Origin of the sequence: Bacillus sp. FSL R9-9492 (genome assembly GCF_038007365.1) — a bacterium.
GTDB lineage: Bacteria > Bacillota > Bacilli > Bacillales > Bacillaceae_G > Bacillus_A > Bacillus_A mycoides.
The window spans coordinates 5,277,734-5,303,457 of the sequence record NZ_JBBOXC010000001.1 but is presented as its reverse complement, the minus strand read 5'-3'; the positions used below and the strand labels follow the sequence as shown (position 1 = coordinate 5,303,457).

General features: G+C 34.4%; 28 protein-coding genes. 25 read left to right on the top strand and 3 right to left on the bottom strand.

The features are described 5' to 3' along the window. Positions 1-32 precede the first annotated feature (32 nt). The 24 genes from MKY70_RS27330 to MKY70_RS27215 all read left to right on the top strand — a co-directional run bounded on the left by MKY70_RS27330 (position 33) and on the right by MKY70_RS27215 (position 24,087). Positions 33-800: a tyrosine-protein phosphatase gene (locus MKY70_RS27330; protein ID WP_341026204.1), complete on the top strand. Its 768-nt coding sequence runs from the start codon at positions 33-35 to the stop codon at positions 798-800. 249 nt (positions 801-1,049) lie between these two features. After that, positions 1,050-1,928: a UTP--glucose-1-phosphate uridylyltransferase BpsC gene (gene bpsC, locus MKY70_RS27325; RefSeq protein ID WP_341026202.1), complete on the top strand. Its 879-nt coding sequence runs from the start codon at positions 1,050-1,052 to the stop codon at positions 1,926-1,928. Between the two features lie 18 nt (positions 1,929-1,946). Further along, positions 1,947-2,606, top strand: a complete 660-nt coding sequence (locus MKY70_RS27320) for a sugar transferase (protein ID WP_341026200.1) — start codon at positions 1,947-1,949, stop codon at positions 2,604-2,606. A gap of 30 nt (positions 2,607-2,636) precedes the next feature. Continuing rightward, positions 2,637-4,043, top strand: a complete 1,407-nt coding sequence (locus tag MKY70_RS27315; protein ID WP_341026198.1) for an oligosaccharide flippase family protein — start codon at positions 2,637-2,639, stop codon at positions 4,041-4,043. Positions 4,044-4,088: 45 nt separating this feature from the next. Further along, the gene (locus tag MKY70_RS27310) at positions 4,089-5,012 is read left to right on the top strand and encodes a glycosyltransferase family 2 protein (RefSeq protein WP_341026196.1); all 924 of its coding nucleotides are present in this window, start codon (positions 4,089-4,091) and stop codon (positions 5,010-5,012) included. A gap of 18 nt (positions 5,013-5,030) precedes the next feature. Then, positions 5,031-6,314 (top strand): O-antigen ligase family protein, encoded by a 1,284-nt coding sequence (locus MKY70_RS27305; RefSeq protein WP_341026194.1) that lies wholly within the window; start codon positions 5,031-5,033, stop codon positions 6,312-6,314. Between the two features lie 35 nt (positions 6,315-6,349). After that, a complete protein-coding gene (locus MKY70_RS27300) occupies positions 6,350-7,381 on the top strand; it encodes a glycosyltransferase family 4 protein (protein ID WP_341026192.1) in 1,032 nt (343 codons plus the stop codon). Between the two features lie 32 nt (positions 7,382-7,413). Further along, entirely contained in the window at positions 7,414-8,226 is an 813-nt protein-coding gene (locus MKY70_RS27295) for a glycosyltransferase family A protein (protein ID WP_341026190.1), read from the top strand. 33 nt (positions 8,227-8,259) lie between these two features. Continuing rightward, positions 8,260-9,048 carry a glycosyltransferase family 2 protein gene (locus MKY70_RS27290; protein ID WP_341026188.1) on the top strand — a complete coding sequence of 263 codons (789 nt, stop codon included), beginning with the start codon at positions 8,260-8,262 and terminating at the stop codon, positions 9,046-9,048. Positions 9,049-9,109: 61 nt separating this feature from the next. Next, positions 9,110-10,432, top strand: coding sequence for a UDP-glucose dehydrogenase family protein (locus MKY70_RS27285; protein ID WP_341026185.1), 1,323 nt, complete (start codon positions 9,110-9,112; stop codon positions 10,430-10,432). A 152-nt stretch (positions 10,433-10,584) separates the two neighbouring features. Further along, on the top strand, positions 10,585-11,607 hold the full coding sequence (gene galE / locus MKY70_RS27280; RefSeq protein WP_341026183.1) for a UDP-glucose 4-epimerase GalE: 1,023 nt from the start codon (positions 10,585-10,587) through the stop codon (positions 11,605-11,607). 133 nt (positions 11,608-11,740) lie between these two features. Next, positions 11,741-12,649 (top strand): polyisoprenyl-teichoic acid--peptidoglycan teichoic acid transferase TagU, encoded by a 909-nt coding sequence (gene tagU / locus MKY70_RS27275; RefSeq protein ID WP_445662071.1) that lies wholly within the window; start codon positions 11,741-11,743, stop codon positions 12,647-12,649. 99 nt (positions 12,650-12,748) lie between these two features. After that, entirely contained in the window at positions 12,749-13,567 is an 819-nt protein-coding gene (locus MKY70_RS27270) for an SGNH/GDSL hydrolase family protein (protein WP_341026182.1), read from the top strand. A gap of 112 nt (positions 13,568-13,679) precedes the next feature. Further along, entirely contained in the window at positions 13,680-14,351 is a 672-nt protein-coding gene (locus MKY70_RS27265; RefSeq protein ID WP_341026181.1) for a response regulator transcription factor, read from the top strand. An 11-nt stretch (positions 14,352-14,362) separates the two neighbouring features. Beyond that, positions 14,363-15,793, top strand: coding sequence for a HAMP domain-containing sensor histidine kinase (locus MKY70_RS27260; RefSeq protein ID WP_341026441.1), 1,431 nt, complete (start codon positions 14,363-14,365; stop codon positions 15,791-15,793). A 66-nt stretch (positions 15,794-15,859) separates the two neighbouring features. Beyond that, positions 15,860-16,642, top strand: a complete 783-nt coding sequence (locus MKY70_RS27255; protein WP_341026180.1) for a DUF3919 family protein — start codon at positions 15,860-15,862, stop codon at positions 16,640-16,642. Continuing rightward, entirely contained in the window at positions 16,639-17,673 is a 1,035-nt protein-coding gene (locus MKY70_RS27250; RefSeq protein ID WP_341026179.1) for an ABC transporter substrate-binding protein, read from the top strand. Before MKY70_RS27255 ends, MKY70_RS27250 begins: the two co-directional genes overlap by 4 nt. Before the next feature lie 19 nt (positions 17,674-17,692). Beyond that, positions 17,693-19,027: an MFS transporter gene (locus tag MKY70_RS27245; protein ID WP_002144793.1), complete on the top strand. Its 1,335-nt coding sequence runs from the start codon at positions 17,693-17,695 to the stop codon at positions 19,025-19,027. 248 nt (positions 19,028-19,275) lie between these two features. Then, complete coding sequence (locus MKY70_RS27240; protein WP_341026178.1) at positions 19,276-20,463, top strand: efflux RND transporter periplasmic adaptor subunit; 1,188 nt, start codon at positions 19,276-19,278, stop codon at positions 20,461-20,463. After that, positions 20,460-21,140, top strand: a complete 681-nt coding sequence (locus tag MKY70_RS27235) for an ABC transporter ATP-binding protein (protein ID WP_002130002.1) — start codon at positions 20,460-20,462, stop codon at positions 21,138-21,140. The genes MKY70_RS27240 and MKY70_RS27235 overlap by 4 nt, the downstream gene beginning before the upstream one ends. Then, positions 21,137-22,336: an ABC transporter permease gene (locus MKY70_RS27230; protein ID WP_061688704.1), complete on the top strand. Its 1,200-nt coding sequence runs from the start codon at positions 21,137-21,139 to the stop codon at positions 22,334-22,336. The genes MKY70_RS27235 and MKY70_RS27230 overlap by 4 nt, the downstream gene beginning before the upstream one ends. Positions 22,337-22,464: 128 nt before the next feature. Further along, positions 22,465-23,133: a Yip1 family protein gene (locus MKY70_RS27225; RefSeq protein WP_341026177.1), complete on the top strand. Its 669-nt coding sequence runs from the start codon at positions 22,465-22,467 to the stop codon at positions 23,131-23,133. Between the two features lie 81 nt (positions 23,134-23,214). Further along, positions 23,215-23,385 (top strand): hypothetical protein, encoded by a 171-nt coding sequence (locus MKY70_RS27220; protein WP_341026176.1) that lies wholly within the window; start codon positions 23,215-23,217, stop codon positions 23,383-23,385. 231 nt (positions 23,386-23,616) lie between these two features. Then, complete coding sequence (locus tag MKY70_RS27215; RefSeq protein ID WP_088031763.1) at positions 23,617-24,087, top strand: sigma-70 family RNA polymerase sigma factor; 471 nt, start codon at positions 23,617-23,619, stop codon at positions 24,085-24,087. A 54-nt stretch (positions 24,088-24,141) separates the two neighbouring features. On the opposite strand, the gene MKY70_RS27210 is transcribed toward MKY70_RS27215, so the two are convergent. After that, positions 24,142-24,648: a competence protein ComK gene (locus MKY70_RS27210; RefSeq protein WP_002167365.1), complete on the bottom strand. Its 507-nt coding sequence runs from the start codon at positions 24,646-24,648 to the stop codon at positions 24,142-24,144. A 194-nt stretch (positions 24,649-24,842) separates the two neighbouring features. On the opposite strand from MKY70_RS27210, the gene MKY70_RS27205 reads away from it, so the two are divergent. Further along, positions 24,843-25,241: a DUF4359 domain-containing protein gene (locus MKY70_RS27205; protein WP_002034805.1), complete on the top strand. Its 399-nt coding sequence runs from the start codon at positions 24,843-24,845 to the stop codon at positions 25,239-25,241. 20 nt (positions 25,242-25,261) lie between these two features. Here MKY70_RS27205 and MKY70_RS27200 read toward each other — a convergent pair whose 3' ends face one another. Further along, positions 25,262-25,477: a DUF2922 domain-containing protein gene (locus MKY70_RS27200; protein ID WP_002034804.1), complete on the bottom strand. Its 216-nt coding sequence runs from the start codon at positions 25,475-25,477 to the stop codon at positions 25,262-25,264. Positions 25,478-25,498: 21 nt separating this feature from the next. Further along, a complete protein-coding gene (locus MKY70_RS27195; RefSeq protein ID WP_002016256.1) occupies positions 25,499-25,723 on the bottom strand; it encodes a DUF1659 domain-containing protein in 225 nt (74 codons plus the stop codon). Position 25,724: the final 1 nt, after the last annotated feature.

Here is a 25,724-nt window from a genome sequence, read left to right as displayed (position 1 = left end):
AAGATTTTTATACGAGAGGGAGGATGAACCGGATGATTGATTTACATTGTCACATTTTACATGGCATCGATGACGGAGCGCAAAGCGTAACGGATAGTTTAGCGATGGCACAAAAAGCTGTGCAAGAAGGAATTCATACAATTGTCGCTACACCACACCATCAAAATGGAAAATATGTAAATGAACGTACTTCTATTATTCATCAAGTGAAACAATTAAATGATGAATTACAACAAAATGAAATTCCACTCAAAATTTTACCAGGGCAAGAGGTCAGATTATATGGTGACTTACTTGAAGACTATGAGGCTGGTAAAATCGTTACTTTAAACGAAACGAATAAATACATATTAATTGAGTTTCCATCTAATCATGTACCTCGCTATGCAGAACAACTATTATATGAACTACGCGTTAAAGGGATGATCCCAATTATCGTTCATCCAGAACGCAATGCCGAGTTAATCGAGCGGCCAGATAAGTTATATAACCTTGTAAGTAAAGGTGCATTAACACAAGTGACGGCAGGAAGTTTGCTGGGGAAATTCGGCAAAAAGATAAAAAAATTCTCACTACAACTCGTTGAACATAATTTAACGCATATGATCGCATCAGATGCACATAACACAACATCAAGAGGATTTCATCTAGCGGAAAGTTACGAATTAATCGGAAAAGAATTCGGAATGCACGTTATGAGTGATTTAAAAGAAAATCCGTATTTATTAATTAGCGGAAAAGCAATTTATAAAGAAGATCCAGAACAAATTCGTCGTAAAAAATTGTTTGGTATTTTTTAATTGAAGAGTTTGGGTGATGTCTCCTAACCATTATCAATGGGGGCACTCGGTCGTGCTGTGGGTAGAAATTTTTATTTCTTGCCTACCTTAGACGCTTGTCGTCGGGAGTATGATGTGAGGTTGGGTTAGATGCCCATAATTTTATTTATAATAGAAACTCTACCTATGGAGTTATAACTATGACTCTATAGGTAGGGTTTTTGTTATTGCTACATATAGATAAAGTAATATTTTTTGGGGGGACTAGATTTGAAAAAAGTAAGAAAAGCGATTATCCCAGCTGCGGGACTGGGAACAAGATTTTTACCAGCAACGAAGGCGATGCCGAAAGAAATGTTACCTATCGTCGATAAACCGACAATTCAATACATAGTAGAAGAAGCGATAGAATCAGGAATTGAAGATATTATTATTGTTACTGGAAAAGGTAAGCGTGCAATTGAAGACCATTTCGACCATTCTTTTGAGTTAGAACAAAGCCTTTTAGAAAAAGGGAAGCACGAGATGCTTAAGAAAGTACAAGCTTCTTCAAGAATTAATATTCATTACATAAGGCAAAAAGAGCCAAAAGGTTTAGGACATGCGGTATGGTGCGCGCGTAAATTTATTGGGAATGAGCCATTTGCGGTATTACTTGGTGATGATATTGTTCAAGCAGAAACGCCATGTTTACGTCAATTAATGGATCAATATGAAGGAACGCAATCATCTGTAATTGGTGTACAAACGGTGCCAGAAAATGAGACACATCGTTACGGTATTATCGATCCAACTGAACAAAATGACCGTCGTTATCAAGTGCGTCAATTTGTTGAAAAACCAGCACAAGGCACAGCACCATCTAATTTAGCGATTATGGGTCGTTATGTATTAACACCAGAAATTTTTATGTTCCTGGAGAACCAACAAACAGGTGCTGGTGGAGAGATACAATTAACAGATGCGATTCAAAGGTTAAATGAAATTCAACGTGTATTTGCATATGACTTTGAAGGTATTCGCTATGATGTTGGGGAAAAGTTTGGGTTTATTAAGACAACGATTGAGATGGCGCTTCAGAATGAAGAATTGAAGGAAGAATTGATGAAATATATGAAAAAAATCGTACATAAAGAATCAATCAAATAATTATAGGGGAGAGGGAATATGAAAACTGGTGAAAATGTAGCGAGGGAGTATCGAATTACATCTGGAACTCAAACTATCCAAGTAGAAAGTAACCAATCTAAAATCTATTTAGGAACTAAGTACATATTAGATTTTATGTTTTCTTTAGTGGGATTAATCGTATTGATGCCTGTTATATTAATATTTAGTATATTTATTGTTTTAGAATCCCCAGGTTCTCCTTTTTATCTACAAGAAAGATTGGGAATGAATGGGAAAAAATTTAAAGTTATTAAATTACGTTCCATGCGGAATGATGCGGAAAAAAATGGAGCAAAATGGGCAGAAAAGAATGATCCACGTGTTACAAAAATAGGATTCTTTCTCCGTAAAACAAGAATTGATGAACTACCGCAATTAATTAATATTCTAAAAGGTGATATGTCCCTTGTAGGACCGAGGCCAGAAAGACCGATGTTCACAGAAAAATTTGAAAAAGAGATTCCAGGATTTAAGCGCAGACTTGAAGTAAAACCTGGATTGACTGGCTGGGCACAAATTAATGGTGGATATGAAATTACACCAGAAGAAAAATTGAAGTTGGACATACAATACATTAACAATTCCAATTTATTATTAGATTTAAAGATTATTGTAAAGACTGTTAAAGTAGTATGTACAGGTGAAGGTGCTAGATAGTGTATCTTATAAATATAGGATGGTATCAAAATGAACTTGCAATTAATTCTTAAAAATGCTTCATTTTTATTTATAGGTAATGTCATGGTACGTATGTTGACTGCTATCTCGGCAATCGTTGTAGCTAGATACCTCGGAGCTGAACAATATGGTATTTTGAGTATTGCTCTAATATTTTCCACTTTTACAAGCTCTATGACAGATTTAGGGTTGACTCATACATTTATTAGAGAAGGTATTAAAAGTGAAAAGGATATATCAAAACTTTTAAATAGTTACTTAGTAGCTAGATTATGCATTTGTGTATGTTCCTCTATAATTATATTTATATTAGTTAGCTTTATGTATAGACAAGAGGAGATAAGAAATATAATTTTACTAATGGTCATACCTACCATTTTTGGTGCGGCTCTACAAAGTGTTGGTACGGTTTATTATCAAACAATTGAAAAAATGAAATTCACTGCAATTATCAGAACTTTAGCAGGTTTAATTTCTATAATCGGTCTGTTTATAAGTGTATATTTAGGGTGTAGTCTTCCTAAAATAGCCTTAACGTATGGGGTGTGTAGTCTATTAGGAGGGATTATAAGTATATCCTTAATTATTAATAAAATTAAAATTTATAAAGGGCTAGATAATTCGATTTTAAAAGGCTTAAGTGCATTTACTTTAACTGCCTTTTTAACAATAATGATGCCATTAATTGGACCTATTATTTTAGAAAAGGTATCTAATTTAAAAGAAGTTGGTTATTTTAATGCTGCATTACGTATTCCATCTGTTCTATACCAGATTCCAGGAATTATTGCTGCCGCGTTTTATCCAGTTTTATTTAGATTAATTGCCGAGAAAAAAAATGAAATGCACACTCAAATGATAGTTAAAGAAATTAAGTTAATGACATTATTAAGTGTATTTATGGTAATTCCAATTATAGAATACCCGATGGAAATTATTCATTTATTATTAGGAGAGCAATGGGATGGTGCTATTCAGCCTTTGCAAATTTTATGTTTTATTGTTTTATTACAGTCGCTTAACTTCCCGCTTGCGGATTCGCTTACTACAAGAGGTTTACAAAATAGGAGATTTCAATTACTTAGCGTTAGTTTTGTTGTTAGTGTAGTTGTATACATTCTTTTAGGGGAAAAATTTGGGAGTCAAGGCGCAGCCATTGCTGCATTAATTACAGAATTTGTATTCTTTTTAGGTCTAGTATTGGTAAATAAAAATGGAATTAAATTGGTTATGATAGGTGCTGGGAAAAATATTGTTAATTTATTTATTGTGTTAAGCTTTAATTTCGTAATATTTAACAGATTTGGAATGTGGGCATCATTAATTTTATCTTATCTTATCTTAATAATGTTAATGTGGATGGATAAAGACATTAGGTCTCTTATAAAATCAAAAATTGTAAATAAATCAGTATAATTTTGGAGTTTTTTGAGAATAAAAAAACTATTTAAGGAGTAAAGAATGCAGAAAGTATCAGTAGTTATTCCGGTTTATAATGTAGAAAAATATATTATGCAATGTCTTAATTCTGTATTAGACCAATCATATTCTAATTTAGAAGTTATTATAGTTGATGATTGTTCTACAGATACAACTATAAGTAAAATCAAAGGGATTTGTGATGAACGTATTAAATTGCTGATTAACTCTGAAAATAAGGGTCCCTCATTTTCTAGAAATAGAGCTATAGAATGTGCTACAGGAGATTACATTGCACTTTTAGATGGTGATGATTGGTGGGATAGTAAGAGAATAGAGCGTTTAATGGTAGAAGCCAAGAATCGAAATGCAGATTTGATAAGTGATGATCAATTATTGATAGAAGATGGACATAGTGTACCATATGATACGGTATTTAATAAATGCGAGTTGCATGTAAATGAACCTATGTTGTTAGATGCTGCAATTTTTGTGAATAATAACTTAGGATTGAAACCGATTATAAAAAAAGAATTTTTAATTCATCATGGCATTAAATTCAACGAAGAACTAACGTATGGTGAAGATTATACCTTATTCCTGGATATTTTATTGAAAGAAGGCAATTATTGGATTTTGAAGGATGCCTATTACTATTATAGATCTAGAAAAGGATCGTTGGTTACGCATAGATTAAGGATGTTAGAGCAAGTGCTTGAAACAACTGAATTTTTAATGAATTCACATGAGTGTCAGCAAAATAAGGAAGTTAGAATAGCGTTAGAAAAGAGAAAAAAAAATATCCAAGAGTCTATAAAATACTATCAAGTTATTCAACCTTTGAAAAATAAAGATTTTATGAAATCTTTATTTAATTTAAAGGAAAATCCAAGTGCATTTTTTATTATTTTAAAAAGAGTGCCTAAATTTTTAAAAATAAAGTATAAAAAGATAACCAAAAGTTAAGAATTAGAGGTTTATATAATGATATCTAATTATAATGAGAGTTTCAGTAAAAACATATGGACCTGTGTGCTAATATTCTTATTTATTTGTCCATATCCAGGTTTTTTAGGAGAAACGATTTTAAGAGGAATTGATTTAAGTTATATTTTCTTGTTAGTACTAGTTTATATGATAAACAACATCAAAGGTAATACTAAAAATTTAATCAATAATAAATTTTATATGCCAATAGTAGGGATAATGTTTATTTTATTATTTTGGGAAGTGTGTGTATTATTGATTAATGCACTTTTAGGGGAAATAGTCGTAGTTAAAGATTTGTTTGAATTGTATAAGGTAGTATTATATTTTTTAGCTTTTTATGTCAGTTTGAATCTTTCAGCAGTAAATCTCAAATCGGACTATGTATGGAAAGTTTTATCAATCATTGTAACTATAGAGTTTGTTTTATCGCTACTTCAAATTAGTTTTGGTGGATATACACAATATTTATTTTCACATAGGGATATGTATCGAATTGATTATCACTATAGTGGGAGAGCAATAGGTACTTTAGGTAACCCAAACTTTTTAGGTGTATTTTCTGCGGCAGCGATGGTTTGGTACTATATTTTGTTAAATATGAAAAACCAGTATAAAAAGATATATAACATAATTTTATTTTGTATGTCATTAGCAATACTATTGATGACCCAGTCTAGAACTAGCCTATTATTGGCTATAGGGTTAATTTTAATATATACCATATATATATTGATAAAAAAGAGAAGTATTTTAAGTTATATGCTGGTTCTTTTAGTTATCATTATTACTTTTACTTTGATGGCTAATCTTAAAGATGGTGATTTTAATATTAGTTTATTTGGATTTGACTTTTCTTATTTAACGTCAGGCCTTACTACAATTTATAATGATGGATTGGCAGAACAAAATAGTTTTAAATTAAGATTAGATTTATGGTCTTTATTTATTGAAAAAATAAAAGAAAACCCTTGGTTTGGTTACGGACCGAGTAAAGGAGTAGCTGGGATACCTGATGTAGCTGATAATAATTATATTTTTATTACATTTAAGTTCGGCTTTATAGGTTTAATGCTATGGATGCTTTTATTATCATCTGTAATTTATAAATTAGTGAAATTATATAGATACGGTAGAAAAACCCTTATTGTATTTACTATTTTATTTTGGATATGTTTATTGGTATCAGCTTTTACAATGGAAAGCCTAGAAAGTATTCGATTGGCTACAATCGCCTTTTTTATGACAGGTTGTTGTTTTAACTTATCGCCTAAACAGTAATATAATAATCTCATTTGCAAATGATGGTGGAATTAATGAAAAAAATATTAATTATAGGACCGAAAATAGATAACCCTACAAAAAGTCTGACAGGTCCAGAGCGTGTATTTGAAAACATTACGAAGAATATAACCTCATCAATGGTTGTGGTGAGCTATAGACAACTATTTTGTATTATTAAATATATTTTGCTGAATAGGGTGTCAACTGTTCATATTTTTGGTTTTACTCGAGTGAACGTAATGGCGTTAGTATTGGCAAAAATAATGCAAAAGAAAGTTTTTTATACTATGAATGGATTAGTATCTCGAGAATCTATATTTTTTAAGGGAAAGTATAATAGATTCCATTATTTAATTGAAAAGATATTAATTACTCGTGCAAATAAAATTATTTGCGTATCTACAGGATTAAAAAAAATGGTTACAGAAGACTATGTAATTAACGAGGCTAAAATTCAAGTAATCCCTAATGGAGTAGATGATTTATTTTTGGAAGAAAAAAATGAAGAAATCTTAAATAGTCAATTAGGCTTCAAGAATAATGATAATAAGAAAATTATCTTTACGGCAAGTGGTACAGCGAGATACAAAGGAATATCCCCTTTAGTTAAAGTAATATCTGAGATTGAAAGAGATGATTTTATTTTTGTTATTGCAGGTCCAAAGGGAAATGCTCATGAGGATATAGTAGGTTTAATAGACAATAAAAAAATTTATTATGTCGGGAACCTTAATCAAAAAGAATTAATTAATACTTATTATAATTCTTATGTATATATACAAAATAGCTTTTATGAAACTTTTGGATTAGCACCTTTAGAGGCTATGGCCGTAGGTACACCTATTATTGTGAGTGAAAATGTACAAATGAGTTATCTATTGGAAGGATCAGAATTAAAGAAATTCATTGTGAAAGATGAAGAAGAATTGAAAGAAAAAATAATTTTTTTATTAGATAACCCTGATGTATCTATAAAACTAAAAGATGAGGCGAAAAAAATAGCTGTAAATAATACGTGGGATAATGTACGTAGCCAATATGAAGAGCTTTGGAGCATCTTTTAAAAATTTATTATTTTAAAAGAGAGGTTGGAAAGTTGAATCAAAATATAATGATAAATGTTATTGTTCCAACGCTAGGAACAAGGATAGAGGAAATAAAAAGGTTATTAAATAGTTTGGAAAATCAAAGTTATAAAAAAATAAATGTAATCATTATTTCTCAGGATAATCACAATGTTATTGAGAACATAGTAAGTGAATATGAATTGAAATTAAAGCATATTAGGTTAGAGAAAAAGGGATTATCTTATGCAAGAAATCAAGGATTGAAATTTGTAAAAGGTGGAATTATAACTTTTTCTGATGATGATTGTTGGTATCCTGAAAATGCATTTGAGCAGGTTATAAAAGAATTCAAGAATAATGATGTTTCAGCATTGAGTTTTCAAATTTATGATCCTGAAGTTCAAAAATTTTATAAAGAATATCCAATAGATTCTATAAAGGTATTAAATTTCCGTGGAGTTTTAAAAATTTCATCCATAGAGTTTTTTATTAATTTAAATGAGGTCGATCGAGAAGATTTAATATTTGATGAGCGATTTGGATTAGGGGCAAACTATCCATCAGGAGAGGAAAATATATTATTGGTAGATTTGTTAAAAAAGAAATATAAGATATCTTATGTAAATCAAATTATTGTTTTTCATAAGAAAAAAGATCAAGGAAATAAGGTAATAAGTTCTAAGACTTTTATTGGAAAAGGTCCCTTGTTTAAGAGAATGAAAGGTACTGTTCCTGGTATAGGCATGATGACCATTTTTCTTATAAAGAAATTTAATTCGATTGAAAGACCAATATATTCATTTGGAAAAAGCCTGTCTGAATTAATAACTTTTAAGCGCTAATATTAATATAGATTTTAAAGGAGTATTATAACAATGGAAGTAACTTCAAATGGAAGTTTAACAAAAGAACAACCACTAATTTCAATTGTTACCCCATCCTATAATGCAAGTTCTTTTATTAAAGAAACAATTCAATCAGTTCATTTCCAAACTTATAAAAATTGGGAAATGATTATTGTAGATGATGTTTCAAAAGATAATACTTGTGAATTAATAAAAGAAGAGATTAAGAAAGATAATCGTATCCGATTAATTGAATTGCAGGAGAATTGTGGAGCGGCGGTTGCAAGGAACACAGGCATTAATAACGCAAAAGGGAAGTATGTAGCTTTTTTAGATAGCGATGATTTATGGCTACCCGAAAAATTAGAAAAACAATTGGATTTTATGCAGAATAATGATGTAGCTTTTTCATTTACGGGTTATCAAATTATGAATCAAGACGGTACTCTTACTGATAAAGTTGTACATGTACCAGAAAAAATTAATTATAATGGATTATTAAAAAATACAATAATTGGCTGTTTAACGGTGATGTTGGATATTGAGAAGTTAGGGAAAGTACAAATGCCTAACATTAGGACCCGTCAGGATACTGCAACATGGTTGAAAATATTAAGACAAGGCCATTATGCCTATGGCTTAGATGAGGTTTTATCTAAGTATAGAAAAGTTGAAAACTCTATTTCTAGTAAAAAATTCAAAATGGCTAAAATGAATTGGAAATTATATAGAGAAATTGAAGGGTTAAGTATTCCGAAATCTGCATGGTGCTTTATAAATTATGCCCTAAATGGAGTTGTAAAACATTTTGTTAAATAAGCTTTAAAAGCCTTTTCTTCAAAGGGCTTTTTTTAATGTTAATAATTAAGGAGGATAAAAAATGAATATTGCTATTTTCGGTACAGGGTATGTAGGGCTAGTAACAGGGGTTTGTTTATCGGATATTGGGCATCGTGTAACTTGTATTGATATCGATGAGAATAAAGTTGCGAAAATGAAAGAAGGTATTTCACCGATATATGAACCTGGTTTAGATGACTTAATGAGTAAAAATATTAAAGAAAATAGACTGTTATTTACAACGGATTGTCGCCAAGGAATTGAAGAAGCAGATGTTATTTATATAGCAGTAGGTACGCCGCAGCAAGCAGATGGTTCAGCAAATTTACAATATATTGAACAAGTTGCTTTGGATATTGCTAATAATCTAAAAAAAGATTCGATTGTAGTAATTAAAAGTACGGTTCCAGTTGGCACAAATGATCATGTTAAAAATTTAATTCAGCAAAATTTAAAAGCAGATGTAAAAATTAGCATGGTATCGAATCCAGAATTTTTAAGAGAGGGTTCTGCAATTCACGATAGTTTCTATGGAGATCGTATAGTTATTGGGGCTGATGATGCCAAAACTGCCGATGTTATGGAAGAAGTGAATAAACCTTTTAATGTTCCTGTTTTTAAAACAACAATTAGAAGCTCAGAAATGATTAAATATGCAGCAAATGCTTTCTTAGCTACAAAAATTAGTTTTATTAATGAAATTGCTAATATTTGCGAAAAGTTAGGTGCGGATGTAGAGCATGTAGCTAATGGTATGGGATTAGATAAAAGAATTGGTACACAATTTTTAAAAGCGGGTATTGGATATGGTGGTTCTTGTTTCCCAAAAGATACACATGCTTTAATACAAATTGCTGGTAATGTAGAGCATGATTTTGATCTGTTAAAATCAGTTATTACAGTAAATAATAATCAGCAGGCATCAATCGTTGAAAAGATAAAAAATGTATTAGGTAATATGGAAGGAAAACAAGTAGCTATGCTTGGTTTAGCTTTTAAACCAAATACTGATGATATGAGAGAAGCAGCATCTATTGTTATTGCAAATGATTTAGTAAAAATGGGTGCAAAGGTCATAGCTTATGATCCAATTGCTACTGAAAATGCAAAGAAAATATTACCTAATGAGGTTCAATATGCATCTTCTGTTGAAGGAGCAGTTAAAAACGCCGATGTAACAATTATTGTAACTGAATGGGAGGATATAAAGGAATTCCCTATTGAACAGTATATCAAATTAATGAAACAACCTATTATTTTTGATGGACGTAATTGCCATGGTTTAGAATATGTGAAGAAATTTAATGTAGACTACTATTCAGTGGGAAGACCAGCTGTAGTTCGTGAAAAGGTTTCTTTATAATTATAAAAATAAATTATAGGAATGAGAATCTGTAAGAATATTTTCTGTAAATTAAGAAGTTGTTTTATTAACCTAGCTAATTTAAATTATATAGCTAGGCTAATTTTTATATGCTTATTATAAGGATATGTAGTAACTGGAGGTTTGGGATTATGGCAGTACTTGTAACAGGTGGAGCAGGATATATTGGTAGTCATACATGCGTAGAATTACTAAAAAACGGTTACGAAATTATAGTAGTAGATAATCTTTCGAATAGCTCGGTAGAGTCTATAAATCGAGTGAAAGAGATAACAGGAAAACAGTTTAAGTTTTATAAAGAAGATATTTTAAATCGCGAAGCACTTGATACGATTTTTGAAGAAAATACAATTGAAGCTGTTATTCACTTTGCAGGCTTTAAGGCTGTAGGAGAATCAGTAGCAATTCCGTTAACGTATTATCATAACAACATTACAAGCACATTAGTGCTATGTGAAGTGATGCAGAAGCATGATGTGAAGAAGATGATCTTCAGTTCATCTGCAACAGTGTATGGTATCCCAGAAACATCACCAATTACGGAGGAGTTTCCATTAAGTGCAACAAATCCATATGGTCAAACGAAATTAATGATTGAACAAATTATGCGTGATGTAGCATTTGCGGATGAGGAATGGAGTATTGCATTACTTCGCTATTTCAATCCATTTGGTGCACATGAAAGTGGACGAATTGGAGAAGACCCAAATGGAATTCCAAATAACTTAATGCCATATGTAACACAAGTAGCGGTAGGTAAGTTAAAGGAATTAAGTGTGTTTGGAAACGACTACCCAACGAAAGATGGAACAGGCGTCCGTGATTACATTCATGTTGTAGACTTAGCAAATGGCCATGTAAAGGCGCTTGAAAAGGTACTTGGCACTACTGGGATAGATGCATATAATCTCGGTACAGGTACTGGTTATAGTGTGTTGGAAATGGTTGAAGCATTTGAAAAAGTTTCAGGCAAGAAAGTTCCTTATAAAATTACGGAGCGTCGTCCTGGTGATGTGGCAGTATGTTTTGCAGATGCATCGAAAGCGAAGCGTGAATTAGGATGGGAAGCAAAACGCGGATTAGAAGAGATGTGTGCAGACTCCTGGAGATGGCAATCTGAGAATAAGAAGGGGTATCAAGAAGTTATTAACTAGAAGATTCGTTAAATGGTGCGAAATTTTTATCAAGTTATCAATATGCTTTGGCTTCAAAAGTCAATTACATGTATAATGTATTTTGACATCATAATAATTTGATAGTAGCGCCTGAAGAAGGAAGGTTAAAACTATGAAAAAGAAAATCCTATTTTGGATATTAGGGATTATAGGAGTACTAATTATAGGTGGAGGAATTTATGCCTATAATATATACTCTTCTGTTTCAAAAACATTAGATGAAGTTCATAAACCATTAAAGCGTGATCAAGGTAATAAACAAGAAGAAAAAATTAGTAATTCTGAACCTGTATCTATCCTATTACTAGGAGCCGATGAACGCGGTGAAGACAAAGGACGTTCAGACTCTTTAATGGTTATCACGTTAAACCCTAAAAATAATTCAATGAAAACAGTAAGTATCCCTCGTGATACATATACAGAAATCGTTGGAAAAGGTAAAAGTGATAAAATCAATCATGCTTATGCATTTGGTGGCGTAGATATGTCTGTAGCGACTGTAGAAAAATTCTTAAATGTTCCTATCAATTATTATATTGAAGTGAACATGGAAGGGTTTAAAGATATTGTAGATGCAGTCGGTGGTGTAGATGTAAATAACGATTTAGAATTTACGCAAGATAAGCATCATTTTGCTAAAGGTAATATTCATTTAACAGGTGAAGAAGCACTATCATTCACACGTATGCGTAAAGAAGACCCTCGCGGTGATTTCGGCCGTCAAATGCGTCAACGTCAAGTGATGCAGGCTGTTATTAAGAAAGGCGCAAGCTTCTCTTCTTTATCAAGCTATGGTGATGTACTTACAGCGATTCAAAAGAATGTGAAAACAAACTTAACGCAAGATCAAATGTTTGATATGCAAAAGAATTATAAAAATTGTCTGCAGAACAGTGAGGATATCCAAATCCCAGGCGACGGTCACAAAGCCGCTGATGGTATTTGGTACTACTATGTTCCAGATGCAGCAAAACAAGATTTAACGAATAAGTTGAAAGCACATCTTGAATTGACTAAGTAATATGTATTGGACCCAACTCTCTTGGAAGGAGTTGGGTTTATTTTTGCTTGAATTTATATTAGTATTATATATTGTGAGATTAATAGATGAGGTGAATCGATGAATAAGAAAGCAGTAGTTGTCCTATTTATTTTTGTATTGTTTATTGCTTCGGTTGTGAGCGGTAAACTATATTGGAATAAGAAGGTTGCGAATGCAACAGGACAAACGAGTGAGGTAACGAAAACAAAGGCTGAAGTGAAAGATAGCGGAGCTAAGAAAGAAGAGAAAAAACAAGATGCAAAGTCATCTTTTAATGAAGCATACGCAAAGAACTTGCCAGATGCAGTGAAAGAGAAGTTAAAGAAAGCTGCTCAGGATAAGAAGGCAGTAAATCTTGTTATTGTTGGTGATGAAGCTTCTTCATCTGAAAAAGATGCTTGGGTAGCTAAGTTCACTGCTAATTTAGAGGCTTCTTACGGTAAAGGTTTATGGAATGTGACGGTAAAGGAATATAAGGGTGAAAGTACAGAGGAATTAATTGCGAATAAACGCGATAAAGAGATTGCGAAAGACAATCCGGATGTAATTTTATTTGAACCACCATTTATTACCGACAACGGAAAAACTGGTAATGGAAATTCTGTATCGAGTACACAGAAGTTTGTGCAAGCACTTTCTACTAGTGCAAAAGGCGCTACAATTATGATTCAGCCATCAAATCCAGTGTATGGTGCGAAGAACTATCCAAAAGCAATTGAAGCATTAAAACAATTTGCGACGCAAAATGGTTATACATATGTTGATCATTGGGGAGCATGGCCTGATGCAACAACGAAAGCGATTTTACCGTACTTACAAACAGAGTTCGGTTTCCCAAGTGCTAAGGGACATGAAGTTTGGGCACAATATGTAACGGATTATTTTGTGGCTAAATAATAAATGAGAGAGGGTATCGTCGACAAAATATGTTCGACAATACCCTCTCTTTTTTTGTCTTATTTTTGCTATACTAAACTGTACTATAATACAGGACGAGAGGAGGAGAATGATGAAAATACTTGTAGTAGATGATGAATCGAGTATTCGTAATTTGATTCGGATGCAGTTAGAGATGGAAGGGTATGAAGTATTGACGGCGGCTGATGGGAGAGAAGCTTTAGAGAGATGGAATGAGCAGCCAGATGTACTTATTTTAGATGTGATGCTTCCTGATACGGATGGGTATGAGTTATTACGTTTATTCAGAGAGAAGGATCGTGATATTCCGGTGCTTATGTTAACTGCAAAGAGTCAGATGAATGATAAGTTACTTGGTCTTCAGCTTGGAGCGGATGATTATGTGACGAAGCCTTTTAATTATGCGGAGCTTATTCTTCGGGTGAAGAATATGGCGCGGCGCGTGAAGAAGAAGGAGGTTCCTTTAAATCATGAGGTGATTGGGGCTGGTGATTTACTTATTTGTCCAAAGGAACGAAAGCTTCATGTGAGTGGGCAGGAGATTCAGTTAACGTACCGAGAGTTTAATTTATGTCAGTTGTTTGTTTCGAATCCGCAGCGTGTATTCATGAGAGATGAGCTATTAGAGAAGGTATGGGGGTTTGAGTATATCGGAAATACGAGAGCGGTTGATATTATGGTGCAAAGGCTTCGAAAGAAACTAGGTACGAGCGGGGAGTATATTAAGACAATTTATGGTGTGGGATATAAGCTGGATTGCTAAAAGGTGATGATATGTCTTTAAAACGAAATATGGTGTTTGGGATAGTTGGATTGTTGATTCCAATTCTTGTTCTTTTGTATGCGGTTGTTTATATTGCACTGGAGAAGAATGTGTATCATAATGCGGCAGATTCCTTAGAAAAGTTAAGTGTGGAAGCGCAAATTTATACGATGAATTATTTAGAGAAAGAAGCAGAAGTAGAGACGCTAGGGCCTAATTCGCTTTTAATTGCTTCGTATTTAGCGAAGCGAATGGATGTCCGAGTGCAGATGATTGGGAAGAATGGAGATGTTGTTGCAGATACACAAAAAGGAGCGTTACTTCATCGGAATATCGATATTGAGAGTTCTTTGAAGGGAAAGAAATCTTATGTTTTCGAGGAGGGAGATCCAGCTCCAATTCTTTTGTTTTCAAGTCCGGTTTATTATGGAAACGATGTCATTGGAAGTATTCGTTTTATAAATGAGTTAACGGACGAGAAGGAAGTTTTAACAAATGTAAGTTGGACGTTTTTAATGACGTCTCTTTGTTTAGTAGCTGCTAGTATTTTCTTTGCGATTCGTTTGGCGAAGTCTCTTCATAAACCAATTGATCAGTTAAGGCAAATGGCATATCGGCTTGCGAATGGAGATTATGAAAGTAAGATTGAGCTGAATGAGTATGTGGAAATTGCGCAGCTTTCAGCGTCCTTTAATGCGATGGCTGATGGGATTGAGCTGCATATTAAGCAGCTGAAGGAAGAGAAAGAGAAACAGAAAGATTTCTTGGACCGCATTACGCATGAGCTGAAAACACCGCTAACAGCGATTATCGGTTATGTAGATTTAATTCCGAAGTTACAATCGAAGGAAGATGTGCAGGAGAGCCTCCGTTATGTGTCTGTAGAAAGTGAGCGTCTATTATCACTTGTAGAGGAATTACTTAAGTCTTCAAAGTACGGGAAGAGTACGTTTGAAGTGTCACCTACAGTCGTGAATATTAAAGAATTGGCAGAAGAAGCAGTTTCGATTGTGAAACTTAGGTTGCAGCAGTTTGAAATTGAAGTTATGAATGAGTTAACAGAAGTACACGTCGTTGCGGATTTTGATAAGACGAAGCAAATTTTCTTGAATGTGCTTGATAATGCGATTAAATATAGTGATGCTACGCAAGTTCGTATGAATGTAATTATAAATGAGCAGGAAGCGAAAGTTTTTGTTCATGATGATGGTATTGGTATGGATGAAGGTGTGCTTGCAGAATGGAATGAGTCTCCGGAAGGTAAGGTGCTTCCTTCAAGTTACGGGAATGGCTATGGCTTATACATTTGTCAGGAGATTATGAAGAAGCAAGGCGGAAGTATGCGAATTGAGAGTAGTGAAGAGATGGGGACTACAATATGCATTACATTTTTACTTCCGAGACGGATGGAAGACATAAAAAACTTGAAAGCGGTTAAATGATACATTTATGAAACAATTATGCGGTATTTTCGAAACAACGTTTTTTTATCTTGGAGGTAGGCAGAAATGAAAAGGCTATCATTTCAAATTCTTATGTTTGTCTTTTGTATGATCGTTTCTCTTATTTTGTTTTATGTTATTGAGAAGCAAATATATAATCGAATCACAATTGTGGATGACAAACAAGCCGTTTTACAAAGAGTGAATGAATCCCTTCCTACTGAAGTGAAAGTAAGGCATGAGAAGTGGGGAGAAATTGTTGTAACGGATGAAGTTCGTTTGCATACGATTGTTTCATTCTTTGACCGAATTCGAATAGAGCCGAGAGAAGCTAAGAATCAAGAACAAGTATTTACTGGAGAAGTAACGTACTTGAATGGACATAAACGTACTTTTGCAGTAGGTGACTTGTTCCAGTATGAGGCTAATGTATACGGAAAGAATGGCACGGATCCGATGATCTCAGCATTTCAAACGTATTTGTTAAGTCTGTATTATACACCAGAGCGCATTAGTAATTTCTTTGCGGAGGCAAAGGAAGTTGTAGTGAGGCAAGGGGATGTAATACGTACTATAGATCTTACGCAAATATTTGATTCTATTCGATACGCAAAGCAAATTACAGATTACGGAGAAATTCAGAAATTATTACAATCACAGAATGAGCCGATTGCTTATATTACTGCCTATAAAACAGGTAAACGTGTAAAGAATGAGCGGGAGGATATTCTAACTATTTCTGTGTATCCATCTTACTTTGTTGTGCAATATCTCGGTGATAATAACGGGAATGTCATGTATATGAAGGGCTCCCTAGCAGAATTACTTGTAAAGGAGAGTGTGTCATGAGAAAGATAGCCTTTTTCTTCTTTTTGCTAGTAATCGGAGGAGCGATGTCTAGTTGCTCTCGAGATACAACCTCTATTAAATATAATAAAAGTGGTCTCCCTATTTTGAATGATCGTCATCTCGTTGCGTATGTAGCGGCCCGCGAGGAAGTTGGTGAAGCTTTGCTTTCGTCATTTTGTAAACAACGCGGGTGTACATATGAATTTATTCGTCTATCGACAGAAGAACTTCTTCGGAGAGTAGAAGAGGAAGCTGGAAATCCGAAGGCGGATATTATTATTGGCGGTACAGTAGATGCGCATCAAATGATGAAGCAAAAGAACCTTTCTATTCCTGTTACGAGCCAGCATGCGAATCGTATTTCAAAGACTGTTAAAGATAAAGACGGTTATTGGTACGGTTACGAAGTGGAGAAATTGGCAATTGCGATTAATAAAGAGCGGTGGAATGAAGAAATAGCGCCGCTCGGTCTTCCATATCCATCAAGGTGGCAAGATTTATTAGATCCGGTATATACGGGTAAGATTGCAATGCCTGATCCAAATGTTTCCGGCACAGCATATACTTTGTTTCAATCACTTATTGATACTTTAGGTGAAAGAGAAGCGAAAGAGTATGTTAAGAATCTTGCAAGGCAAGTTGGTGAAGTAACGGTGAATGGTTATATGCCCGCGGAACTGGTTGCGAGCGGTGAATATATGATAGGCATCAATTTTGCGGGAGATCAGAGAATGCTTCAGAAACAAGGCTTTCCTATTGCAAGTAATGAACCTGAGCAAACAGGGTTGTCTGTTAATGCGATTTCGAAGCTAAAACGTGCACCGAGTGGTATTATTGCGGATTTATTTATTGATTATTGTTTATCAGAAGAAGCGGGGCACATTTTAGAAAAAGTTTCGTTTGGCGTACCGACGATGTTTGCGAAGAATCAGAAAGAGATAGAAGGTCAGCCAGTTAGAAGGACAAACCAAAATATATCAAATAGTGGAATAATCGAGATATGGAATAGACAACGTCTCTCTCAGCCGTGAGAAAAGGAGACGAAAGAATATGTTTAAATGGCTTAAGCCAGCACCTGCAATTGAGAGATTACCAGCGGATATGATCGCTAAAGTATATACATTACTGCGTATTCGTGTACTAATTGGAATTTCAGTTGGATATGCTGCTTATTATTTAGTGCGTAGTAACTTTACGTTATCAAGTACGTATTTAGTACAAGAATATGGTTTTAGTACAGCTCAAATTGGACTACTAGGTTCAGTAATGGCAATCGTTTATGGATTTAGTAAGTTCTTTATGGGGAATTTGTCAGATAAAGCTTTCGCCCAGCGCTTTATCGCAGTCGGTTTATTCTTATCAGGGCTTGTAAATATTTGTTTCGGGTTTGCAAATTCATTTGGGATGATTGTTACATTACTTGTTCTGAACGGTATTGTACAAGGTATGGGAGCACCACCTTGTAGTATCGTTATGACAAAATGGTTCTCGAAGAAAGAACGTGGTACGAAAACAGGTATTTGGAATATTTCACATAACGTTGGCGGGATGCTAGTGCCGCCCCTTGTCGGAATTGGTGTAGGTATTTTCGGTGAAAATCATTGGCAAGGCGGGGTATTTATTTTCCCCGCGATTATCGCAATGGTAATTTCAGTTCTTGTTTGGATTAATGCGAAGGATACACCAGAATCTGAAGGTCTTCCTCCAATTGATGAGTATCGTAATGACTATGAAAATCTTGAAAAAGCAGACAATGCTAACAAGATGTCACCAAAAGAAATTTTAATGAAATATGTAGTGAAAAATAAGTTCGTTTGGTATTTATGTATTGCGAATGCATTCGTTTACTTAATTCGTTTCGGTGTTATTAACTGGGTTCCACTTTATTTAACGACAGTTAAAGGTTTTTCAAAAGCAGAAGCGCATGCTGCATACGCGATTTTTGAAGGGATGGCAATTCCAAGTTCATTAATCGTTGGTCTTTTAAGTGATAAGTTATTTAAAGGAAAACGTATGCCATTATGTATTATGAGTATGGCCGGAGTTGTTGTTGGTACGGTTGTATATTGGCAAGCATCTAGCGTACTTGTTGTAAGTATTGCAGTTTCTATTATCGGTTGTTTAATTTACGTACCACAGTTTTTAATCGGTTTAAGTGCGATGGAATTAGTACCGAAATTTGCAGTAGGTACAACAGTTGGTATGTGTGGTCTGTTCGGTTATGTAGGCGGAAGTCTTGTAGCAAACGCAGCAATTGGTGTTATTGTTGATCGTTCTGGCTGGGATGGCTGTTTCATCTTACTATTAGCAGGCGGTATTTTATCAACAGTATTCTTATTTATCGTTCAACGTGGACATGAGAGAAAAGGTCCTAAAGTGGCGTAATAGTTTATTCAGAAAAGCGATCCAATCATTATTTTGGATCGCTTTTTTTATATAAGGAAACCTTTCCTTAAAACTATCTTAAAAGATAGAATGTCATATTTCTAATCATTGGTATTTTTGTTACAATATAAATGATTGTGTAAAACTTTGTAAAATGAGTGTAACAATGTAAGTGGGGATGCAATTTTCCGAAAGTTTTATACAATTAAATATCTATTAAACTATTAAGATATAAAAGGAGAGAGAATATGTTACCAAATACGGTTCGTACTCCAAACAAGAAGAAGAAATGGATTATCATCGGAGTTATTGCACTAATTGTTATTGTAGCAGCAGTTAATATTTTTGTAATGCAAGGCAAGAAGAAAGGCGCAGCAACAACGACTGATGCTGTGAGCTTTGAGAAGGTGACAGAGCGAAAGCTTAATAATACGAAGTTAATTTCTGGTCAAGTGAAGCCAGGAAATATTGAAAGTTTCTATGCGGATCCGGCCAAAGGAAAAGTGAAAGATATTGAAGTGAAAGAAGGACAAGAGGTAGAAAAAGGAACGAAACTATTCTCTTATGATAATGAAGAAATTAATCTTCAAATGAAGCAAGCTGATCTTGATCAGAAGATGGCTGATATGCGTTACGATCAAGGGAAAAAGAAGATTGATTCATTGAAGAAAGAAATTAAGAAGGTAAAAGATAGTGGGGCTGGGAAAGAAGTAACAGACCCAATGGAAGAGCAAGTGAGTGAGTTAGAAATGGCACAAAAGACAACTGACCTTGAGAAAGAAAAAGGGAAGTTACAAAAAGAAGAGTTAAGTAAAAAACAGAAAGAACTTACGATTTATAGTAATTTCACTGGTGTTGTACAGAAGTTAGATAAGGATGCAGCGCAAAGTTCATCTCAGGCATTAGGTGGTCAAGGGAAAGCATTTTTACAAGTTGCTTCTAAAGACCCGTTCCAAGTTCAAGGGACTTTAACAGAGCTTCAAAAGTCACAAATTCAAAAAGATCAAACGTTCACTGTAACTGCGAAAGCAAATAATAAGAAAAAGTGGACAGGTAAGATTACGGAAGTAAGTGAATTCCCAACGAGTGCAGAGATGGCTCAAGCTGCTGGTGAGGGAACTCAAAATATGTCTCAATATACATATAAAGCAAGTCTTGATAGCCAAGATGGTTTATCTCCAGGTTATCACGTTTCTCTGCAAGTAAATTTAGAGAATAAGACGATGATTGCTGTTCCAAGTAAGAGCATTGTAGAAAAAGGCGAAGATGCATTTGTTTATATTGAAGAGAAAGGAAAGCTTCGTAAACAAAATGTGAAAAAAGGTTCTACTGATGGAGACTGGACAGAGATTGTTGAAGGCGCAACAGTGGGGCAAAAGGTGGTTAAAAATCCTTCCGACGACGTGTATGACGGAATGGAAGTGAAAGAGAAATGATTACGTTAAATAATATTGCTAAAACATATTATCAAGGAAAATTGGCAGTGCCGATTTTACATGGTATTAGTTTAACAATTCAAAGCGGTGAGTTCGTTTCTATTATGGGACCGTCTGGTTCTGGTAAATCAACGCTTATGAATATTATCGGTTGTTTAGATCGTCCAACAGAAGGTGAATATATGTTGAATGATGTGAATATCTTAACAGCAGACGAGTCAAAACTAGCTTTAATTCGTAATGAATATATCGGTTTTGTATTCCAGCACTTTAATTTGCTGCCGCGTCTTTCCGCAGTGGAAAACGTTGAACTTCCGCTCATCTATGGTGGGGTGAAGAAAGCAGAGCGTCGTCAGAGAGCCCTTGAAGCGCTTGGAAAAGTTGGATTATCAGATAGAGTCCATCATTTACCTAGTGAGTTATCAGGTGGACAGAAGCAACGTGTAGCGATTGCGAGATCGATTGCGAATAATCCAACGTTTATTATGGCCGATGAGCCGACAGGTGCACTTGATACGAAGTCTGGTGCACAAGTTATGGATATTTTCACGAAGCTCAATGCAGAAGGTACGACGATTGTTATGGTTACGCATGAAGAAGAGGTAGCAGCGTATTCTTCCCGCCGCATTGTACTGCGAGATGGGAAAGTTACAGAAGATAGAAGGTGTGCAGTATGAGTTTACTAGATAGTATGAAAATTGCCTTATCGTCTATTTTAGCTCATAAACTACGCTCAGCTTTGACGATGCTAGGGATTATTATCGGTGTAGGCTCTATTATTACCGTCGTTGCGATTGGGCAAGGCGGGGAAGCTGCACTGAAATCCCAATTTGTTGGATCAGGTAATCAAACGGTACCGATTCATTATAGTGCCGATATGAATGATCCTTTTGGTATGGCGATGGTAGAAGCACCGAAGATAACTGAAGAAGATATTTTTGAAATTAAAAAAATTCCAGATATCGCACATGTTGTAACAACAAATTCAAGTATGGAACCAATTGATATTGAAGATAAAATAGAAATGGTGAATATTACTGGATTAGACAGTGAGTACTTTGCAGTAAATAAAGTAAAGTTGTTAAAGGGACGTTCTTTACAAGAATCAGATGTGGATCAAGGTAATAATGTTGTCATGATTAGTAAACAAATGGAAGAAAAGGTGTTTAAGGATGCCAATCCAGTCGGTAAAATTATTGAAATGAAAGGTCAACCGATGCAAATTATCGGTGTCTACAAATCAGATAACGAGTTTATGGGAATGGGACCGTCAGAAGCACTAGTTCCGATTTCATTATGGCCGACACTGTATGGAAAAGATGAAATTCAAAATATTTCTGTTCAAGCGAAAAATGTAGATAATTTAGAAAAAGCAGGTAAAAAGGCTGCTGATGTCTTAAACAGTCGTAAACCGACTGATGCAACTGGTAAATACGAGGTTATGAATTTAAAAGAACTTCAAGAAGGTATTTCAAAAATGACTAATATTATGACGATGATCATCGGCGGTATCGCTGGTATTTCATTAGTCGTTGGTGGTATTGGTGTAATGAACATCATGCTCGTATCTGTAACGGAGCGTACGCGTGAAATCGGAGTGCGTAAAGCGCTTGGAGCAACACGTAGTAAAATTTTATTACAGTTTTTAATTGAAGCAGTTATGCTAACGCTTCTAGGTGGTTTAATCGGAATTGGTCTTGGGTATGGCGGGGCATATATCGTTTCCACATTTGCGAAGTGGCCACCGCTCGTTTCATGGGAAGTTGTCGTTGGGGGCGTATTGTTCTCTATGACACTAGGTATTATTTTCGGATTAATTCCAGCAAACAAAGCAGCGAAATTAGATCCAATTGAAGCACTTCGTTATGAGTAATTCACTAGTGTATTAGAGAGAAAACTCTCTAATACACATTACCGTTCTAGTGGGCGGTTCGTAGCCTCTTGCATGAGGATGTGAACCGCCCGTTAGAACGGGTTATATAAATAGAAGGAGGCGTTATAATGGAAGCGAATATTAATATGCAAGATGAAGGTGCGAAGAAGCCGTCATTATTTGGAATGATTACTTCTCCTGGTGTACAGTTTGAGCGAATGAAAACTAGTAATGCGGTTTGGGGTGCGTTTTGGATACTTATTTTATTAGGTGGACTTGTTGCAGGTCTTGCCGCTTATGTGTACTCCCTAACCCCTGAGGCGATTAAGATGAATAAGGATTTGGGTATTAGCGTTACACCTATAATGTCGTTTGGTACAGGTGCAGTATTTGGTGCTATTGGTATGGCGATAGGTTTCTTTATTAGCGCAGCGGTGTATAAAGTATTAATGATGTTAATGAGCAATGATACTTCTTATAAGAAATTATTAACGATTAGTGTGTATTCAAGCATTATTTCATTACTTGGTTTATTAATAAACACAGTATTAGCACTTGTTTTAGGCGGATCAGGGAAAGAAATGTACACTGGTTTAGGACCGATTTTCTCTTCAAGTGGTGGTGTTGCAAAAGGTATTGCAAATAATATTGAAGTGTTCACAATTTGGGGATTTGTTATTACATGGTTAGGTCTTCAAATTACAGCTGGTTTAAGCAAAAAGAAAGCAACAATTCTTATGGTTGTCTTCTTTATCTTAACTATTGGATTTGGTGCGGTAAAAGGAATGTTCCAATAATAGTGATGTTTTACGTCACTAGAAAGAAATGCAGCAATTATTTTTATAATTGCTGCATTTTTTTTGTAAGGAGGGATAAATATGCTTAAGAAATTTTTAGCAAATGTTTTGTTTATGTTAGTCGTAGCATTGTTAGCTGTAGAATATATGCCGAATAAGAATCCTTATATATTTGTTGGTGTTACAAGCTGTATTTTAGCTACTGGTTTATATGCGATCGATAGATTTTTTAAAAGCATAGCTAAAGAGTAATGTAGCTTGCAAATATATAAACAAAAGGTTCCTTCTAATGTATAGGAGGAACTTTTTTATTTTTACCCCTATTTCAAATGCCCCAAGTAGAATTTCAAATACTGCCTAGTGTAATTTCAAATTACGGCAGCAGTATTTGAAATTACCCACAATGAAATTTCCTTTCTCATTTTATATTGTAGAGGTACCGCGGAATACTGAAGAGGTATACCTTTTAGAAACGGGCACTGTGTGAAGCCAGCGACTTTTGCAGATACGGTTGTTTTGTATGAAGGTATGATTGTAAATCAAATAAAGAGGTTAAATATTTACCAGGATTATGAAGAGTATTATCAATGTGGTTTAATTGGTCTTTGGCATGCTTATGAAAGGTATGAGGAGGAGAAAGGTAGTTTCCCTGCTTATGCTGTCGTAACAGTACGTGGTTATATATTGGAAAGGTTGAAGAAAGAATGCGTAGTGCAAGAGCACTATGTATGCACGGACGAGTATGAGGAACGATTTGAGTGTGAAGATGCTGGAACGAGGGCGAAGGACTTTATGAGTGTGTTAGATGAGAAGGAGAAGCATATCATTTCAGAGCGATTTTTTACAGGGAAAAATATGGGAGAGATAGCTTCTGAAATGGGTATGACGTACTATCAAGTGAGATGGGTATATCGACAAGCGCTTGAGAAAATGAGGGATAGTGTAAGGGGATAAGAATAATAAGTAGAATGGAAGGCAAGGAAAATATTGCGTTCCATTCTATTTATTTTAAGGCAGTAAATGTGGCAAGAGGGTTTTTGAGTGTAGTGAATCTTTTATGTTCATTCGGGATAATACATGTCCAGCTTTCAAAAATTGTTGCTGTAACTTATGAGAACCTATTTGTATTGTTATAGTAGTTCCGTTAAAAAAATGAATGTTAGCTTTGTTAGTTTTTTTGGAAAACTCTATCTCATCTATATGGTTATAGAACAACCAAATGCAGCTTGGAGAAGAAGGAGATTCTGTTGGGAAAACGCAAATATATTCTTTGTGATTAATTGGAATTGGAACATTTTGTTTGAGCTTAAAGTTTATTTGGACTGCATGACGTCTACCTTGATAAGTAGAATGAACATGTGTTAGACAAGATTTCTTTATGAGTTGGATAGCTGTTTGGCAAGAGTACAGAGGGTTTCCGCTACTGTCGATAATTTTTGTCCGGTAATAAGGGTGTTTGCAAGGTTCGAGCATCATTGTAGAACTAGAAATAAAAATATCATTTTCATTATCCATGATTCTAAAATCCTCCCTTATAAAAATTGTTATTCTGAATATAATTATATACGAATTATGTAAAATTATTATTAATCTTTTGTTTCGTATTGTAAATTTTTACGGTTCGTTTACAATCAATAGATGATAGTCTTTCTAATTTGCATCGCTTGTACATATATATGAAAATAGAAAAGAGTAGGCGGTGATATAGCATGAAGAAAAAGTATATTATTATGGCTCTAGCTGTTGTTCTCTTAGTTTATTTAGCAAACAGTAATCCGGGTAAGGGAGAATATACGGATTGGGCAGCAAAACAATTTATGAAGCGTAATGATGTGAGTAAGAAGCTAGAAGAGGTTGAGAAAGAAAACAAAGAGGGTATACTTGGCGATCTAGCATCAGCGGGAAAAAAATTAGCAAATAAGTATGTTGAACCACAAGTTGGATTATTAATTGAGCATTATACAAAGCGAAATGATTATATTTTCTTCTCAACATATACGACAGAGTTTGATTTAGGCGGAGAGAATTATAAGTATGTTTGTGTTGGTTTTTCAAACATCTTTATTCCAATTGAAATGCCGAAGAAAAAAGACGAATCTGCAAAATAATGCAGATTCGTCTTTTTGATTTACGGAGTGATTTGAACTTCAGATACGTTTTTTTCTATGAGGCGAGCCCCTTTTTTACGAGTATTTTCACTAATTGACGAAAATACAGATGAAGAAAGAATGGTATCCATTACTTGATTTACGACTAGTTCATTTACTGGTGTGATGGGATTTTCGATAGAAAAGGCAACTGTTTTTCCATCTTCTTTCACGAAAATTAACTCTAGTACTTGCATGCTTTATTCCCTCCTTTTTAATTATAGATTAGAAAGATCTGACGTGCTTACAAGTTGTACAGCGTGAAGTGATGATTGTTGTAGTGAAGCAAGAGCACGTGCTACTTCATGTACTTTTCCTAAATCTGCATTTGTTTTCACACGTTTGAATTGTTTGTTCTTAAAAACTGTTTTACCGTTTTTGTCTAATCCTCCGTTTAATACAAGGCGTAAAGTTAAATCCATTACGATTGTTTCAACTGCCATG

Coding starts and splice junctions, on each gene's coding strand:
- MKY70_RS27260 (WP_341026441.1), top strand. CDS start 14,363: ATGTCTTTAAAACGAAATATGGTGTTTGGGATAGTTGGATTGTTGATT.
- MKY70_RS27245 (WP_002144793.1), top strand. CDS start 17,693: ATGTTTAAATGGCTTAAGCCAGCACCTGCAATTGAGAGATTACCAGCG.
- MKY70_RS27210 (WP_002167365.1), bottom strand. CDS start 24,648: ATGGATAATGAAAATGATATTTTTATTTCTAGTTCTACAATGATGCTC.
- MKY70_RS27305 (WP_341026194.1), top strand. CDS start 5,031: ATGATATCTAATTATAATGAGAGTTTCAGTAAAAACATATGGACCTGT.
- MKY70_RS27310 (WP_341026196.1), top strand. CDS start 4,089: ATGCAGAAAGTATCAGTAGTTATTCCGGTTTATAATGTAGAAAAATAT.
- MKY70_RS27235 (WP_002130002.1), top strand. CDS start 20,460: ATGATTACGTTAAATAATATTGCTAAAACATATTATCAAGGAAAATTG.
- MKY70_RS27195 (WP_002016256.1), bottom strand. CDS start 25,723: ATGGCAGTTGAAACAATCGTAATGGATTTAACTTTACGCCTTGTATTA.
- MKY70_RS27250 (WP_341026179.1), top strand. CDS start 16,639: ATGAGAAAGATAGCCTTTTTCTTCTTTTTGCTAGTAATCGGAGGAGCG.
- galE (WP_341026183.1), top strand. CDS start 10,585: ATGGCAGTACTTGTAACAGGTGGAGCAGGATATATTGGTAGTCATACA.
- MKY70_RS27255 (WP_341026180.1), top strand. CDS start 15,860: ATGAAAAGGCTATCATTTCAAATTCTTATGTTTGTCTTTTGTATGATC.
- MKY70_RS27225 (WP_341026177.1), top strand. CDS start 22,465: ATGGAAGCGAATATTAATATGCAAGATGAAGGTGCGAAGAAGCCGTCA.
- MKY70_RS27285 (WP_341026185.1), top strand. CDS start 9,110: ATGAATATTGCTATTTTCGGTACAGGGTATGTAGGGCTAGTAACAGGG.
- MKY70_RS27205 (WP_002034805.1), top strand. CDS start 24,843: ATGAAGAAAAAGTATATTATTATGGCTCTAGCTGTTGTTCTCTTAGTT.
- MKY70_RS27330 (WP_341026204.1), top strand. CDS start 33: ATGATTGATTTACATTGTCACATTTTACATGGCATCGATGACGGAGCG.
- MKY70_RS27320 (WP_341026200.1), top strand. CDS start 1,947: ATGAAAACTGGTGAAAATGTAGCGAGGGAGTATCGAATTACATCTGGA.
- MKY70_RS27200 (WP_002034804.1), bottom strand. CDS start 25,477: ATGCAAGTACTAGAGTTAATTTTCGTGAAAGAAGATGGAAAAACAGTT.
- tagU (WP_445662071.1), top strand. CDS start 11,741: ATGAAAAAGAAAATCCTATTTTGGATATTAGGGATTATAGGAGTACTA.
- MKY70_RS27270 (WP_341026182.1), top strand. CDS start 12,749: ATGAATAAGAAAGCAGTAGTTGTCCTATTTATTTTTGTATTGTTTATT.
- MKY70_RS27220 (WP_341026176.1), top strand. CDS start 23,215: ATGCTTAAGAAATTTTTAGCAAATGTTTTGTTTATGTTAGTCGTAGCA.
- MKY70_RS27240 (WP_341026178.1), top strand. CDS start 19,276: ATGTTACCAAATACGGTTCGTACTCCAAACAAGAAGAAGAAATGGATT.
- MKY70_RS27230 (WP_061688704.1), top strand. CDS start 21,137: ATGAGTTTACTAGATAGTATGAAAATTGCCTTATCGTCTATTTTAGCT.
- MKY70_RS27290 (WP_341026188.1), top strand. CDS start 8,260: ATGGAAGTAACTTCAAATGGAAGTTTAACAAAAGAACAACCACTAATT.
- MKY70_RS27315 (WP_341026198.1), top strand. CDS start 2,637: ATGAACTTGCAATTAATTCTTAAAAATGCTTCATTTTTATTTATAGGT.
- MKY70_RS27300 (WP_341026192.1), top strand. CDS start 6,350: ATGAAAAAAATATTAATTATAGGACCGAAAATAGATAACCCTACAAAA.
- MKY70_RS27265 (WP_341026181.1), top strand. CDS start 13,680: ATGAAAATACTTGTAGTAGATGATGAATCGAGTATTCGTAATTTGATT.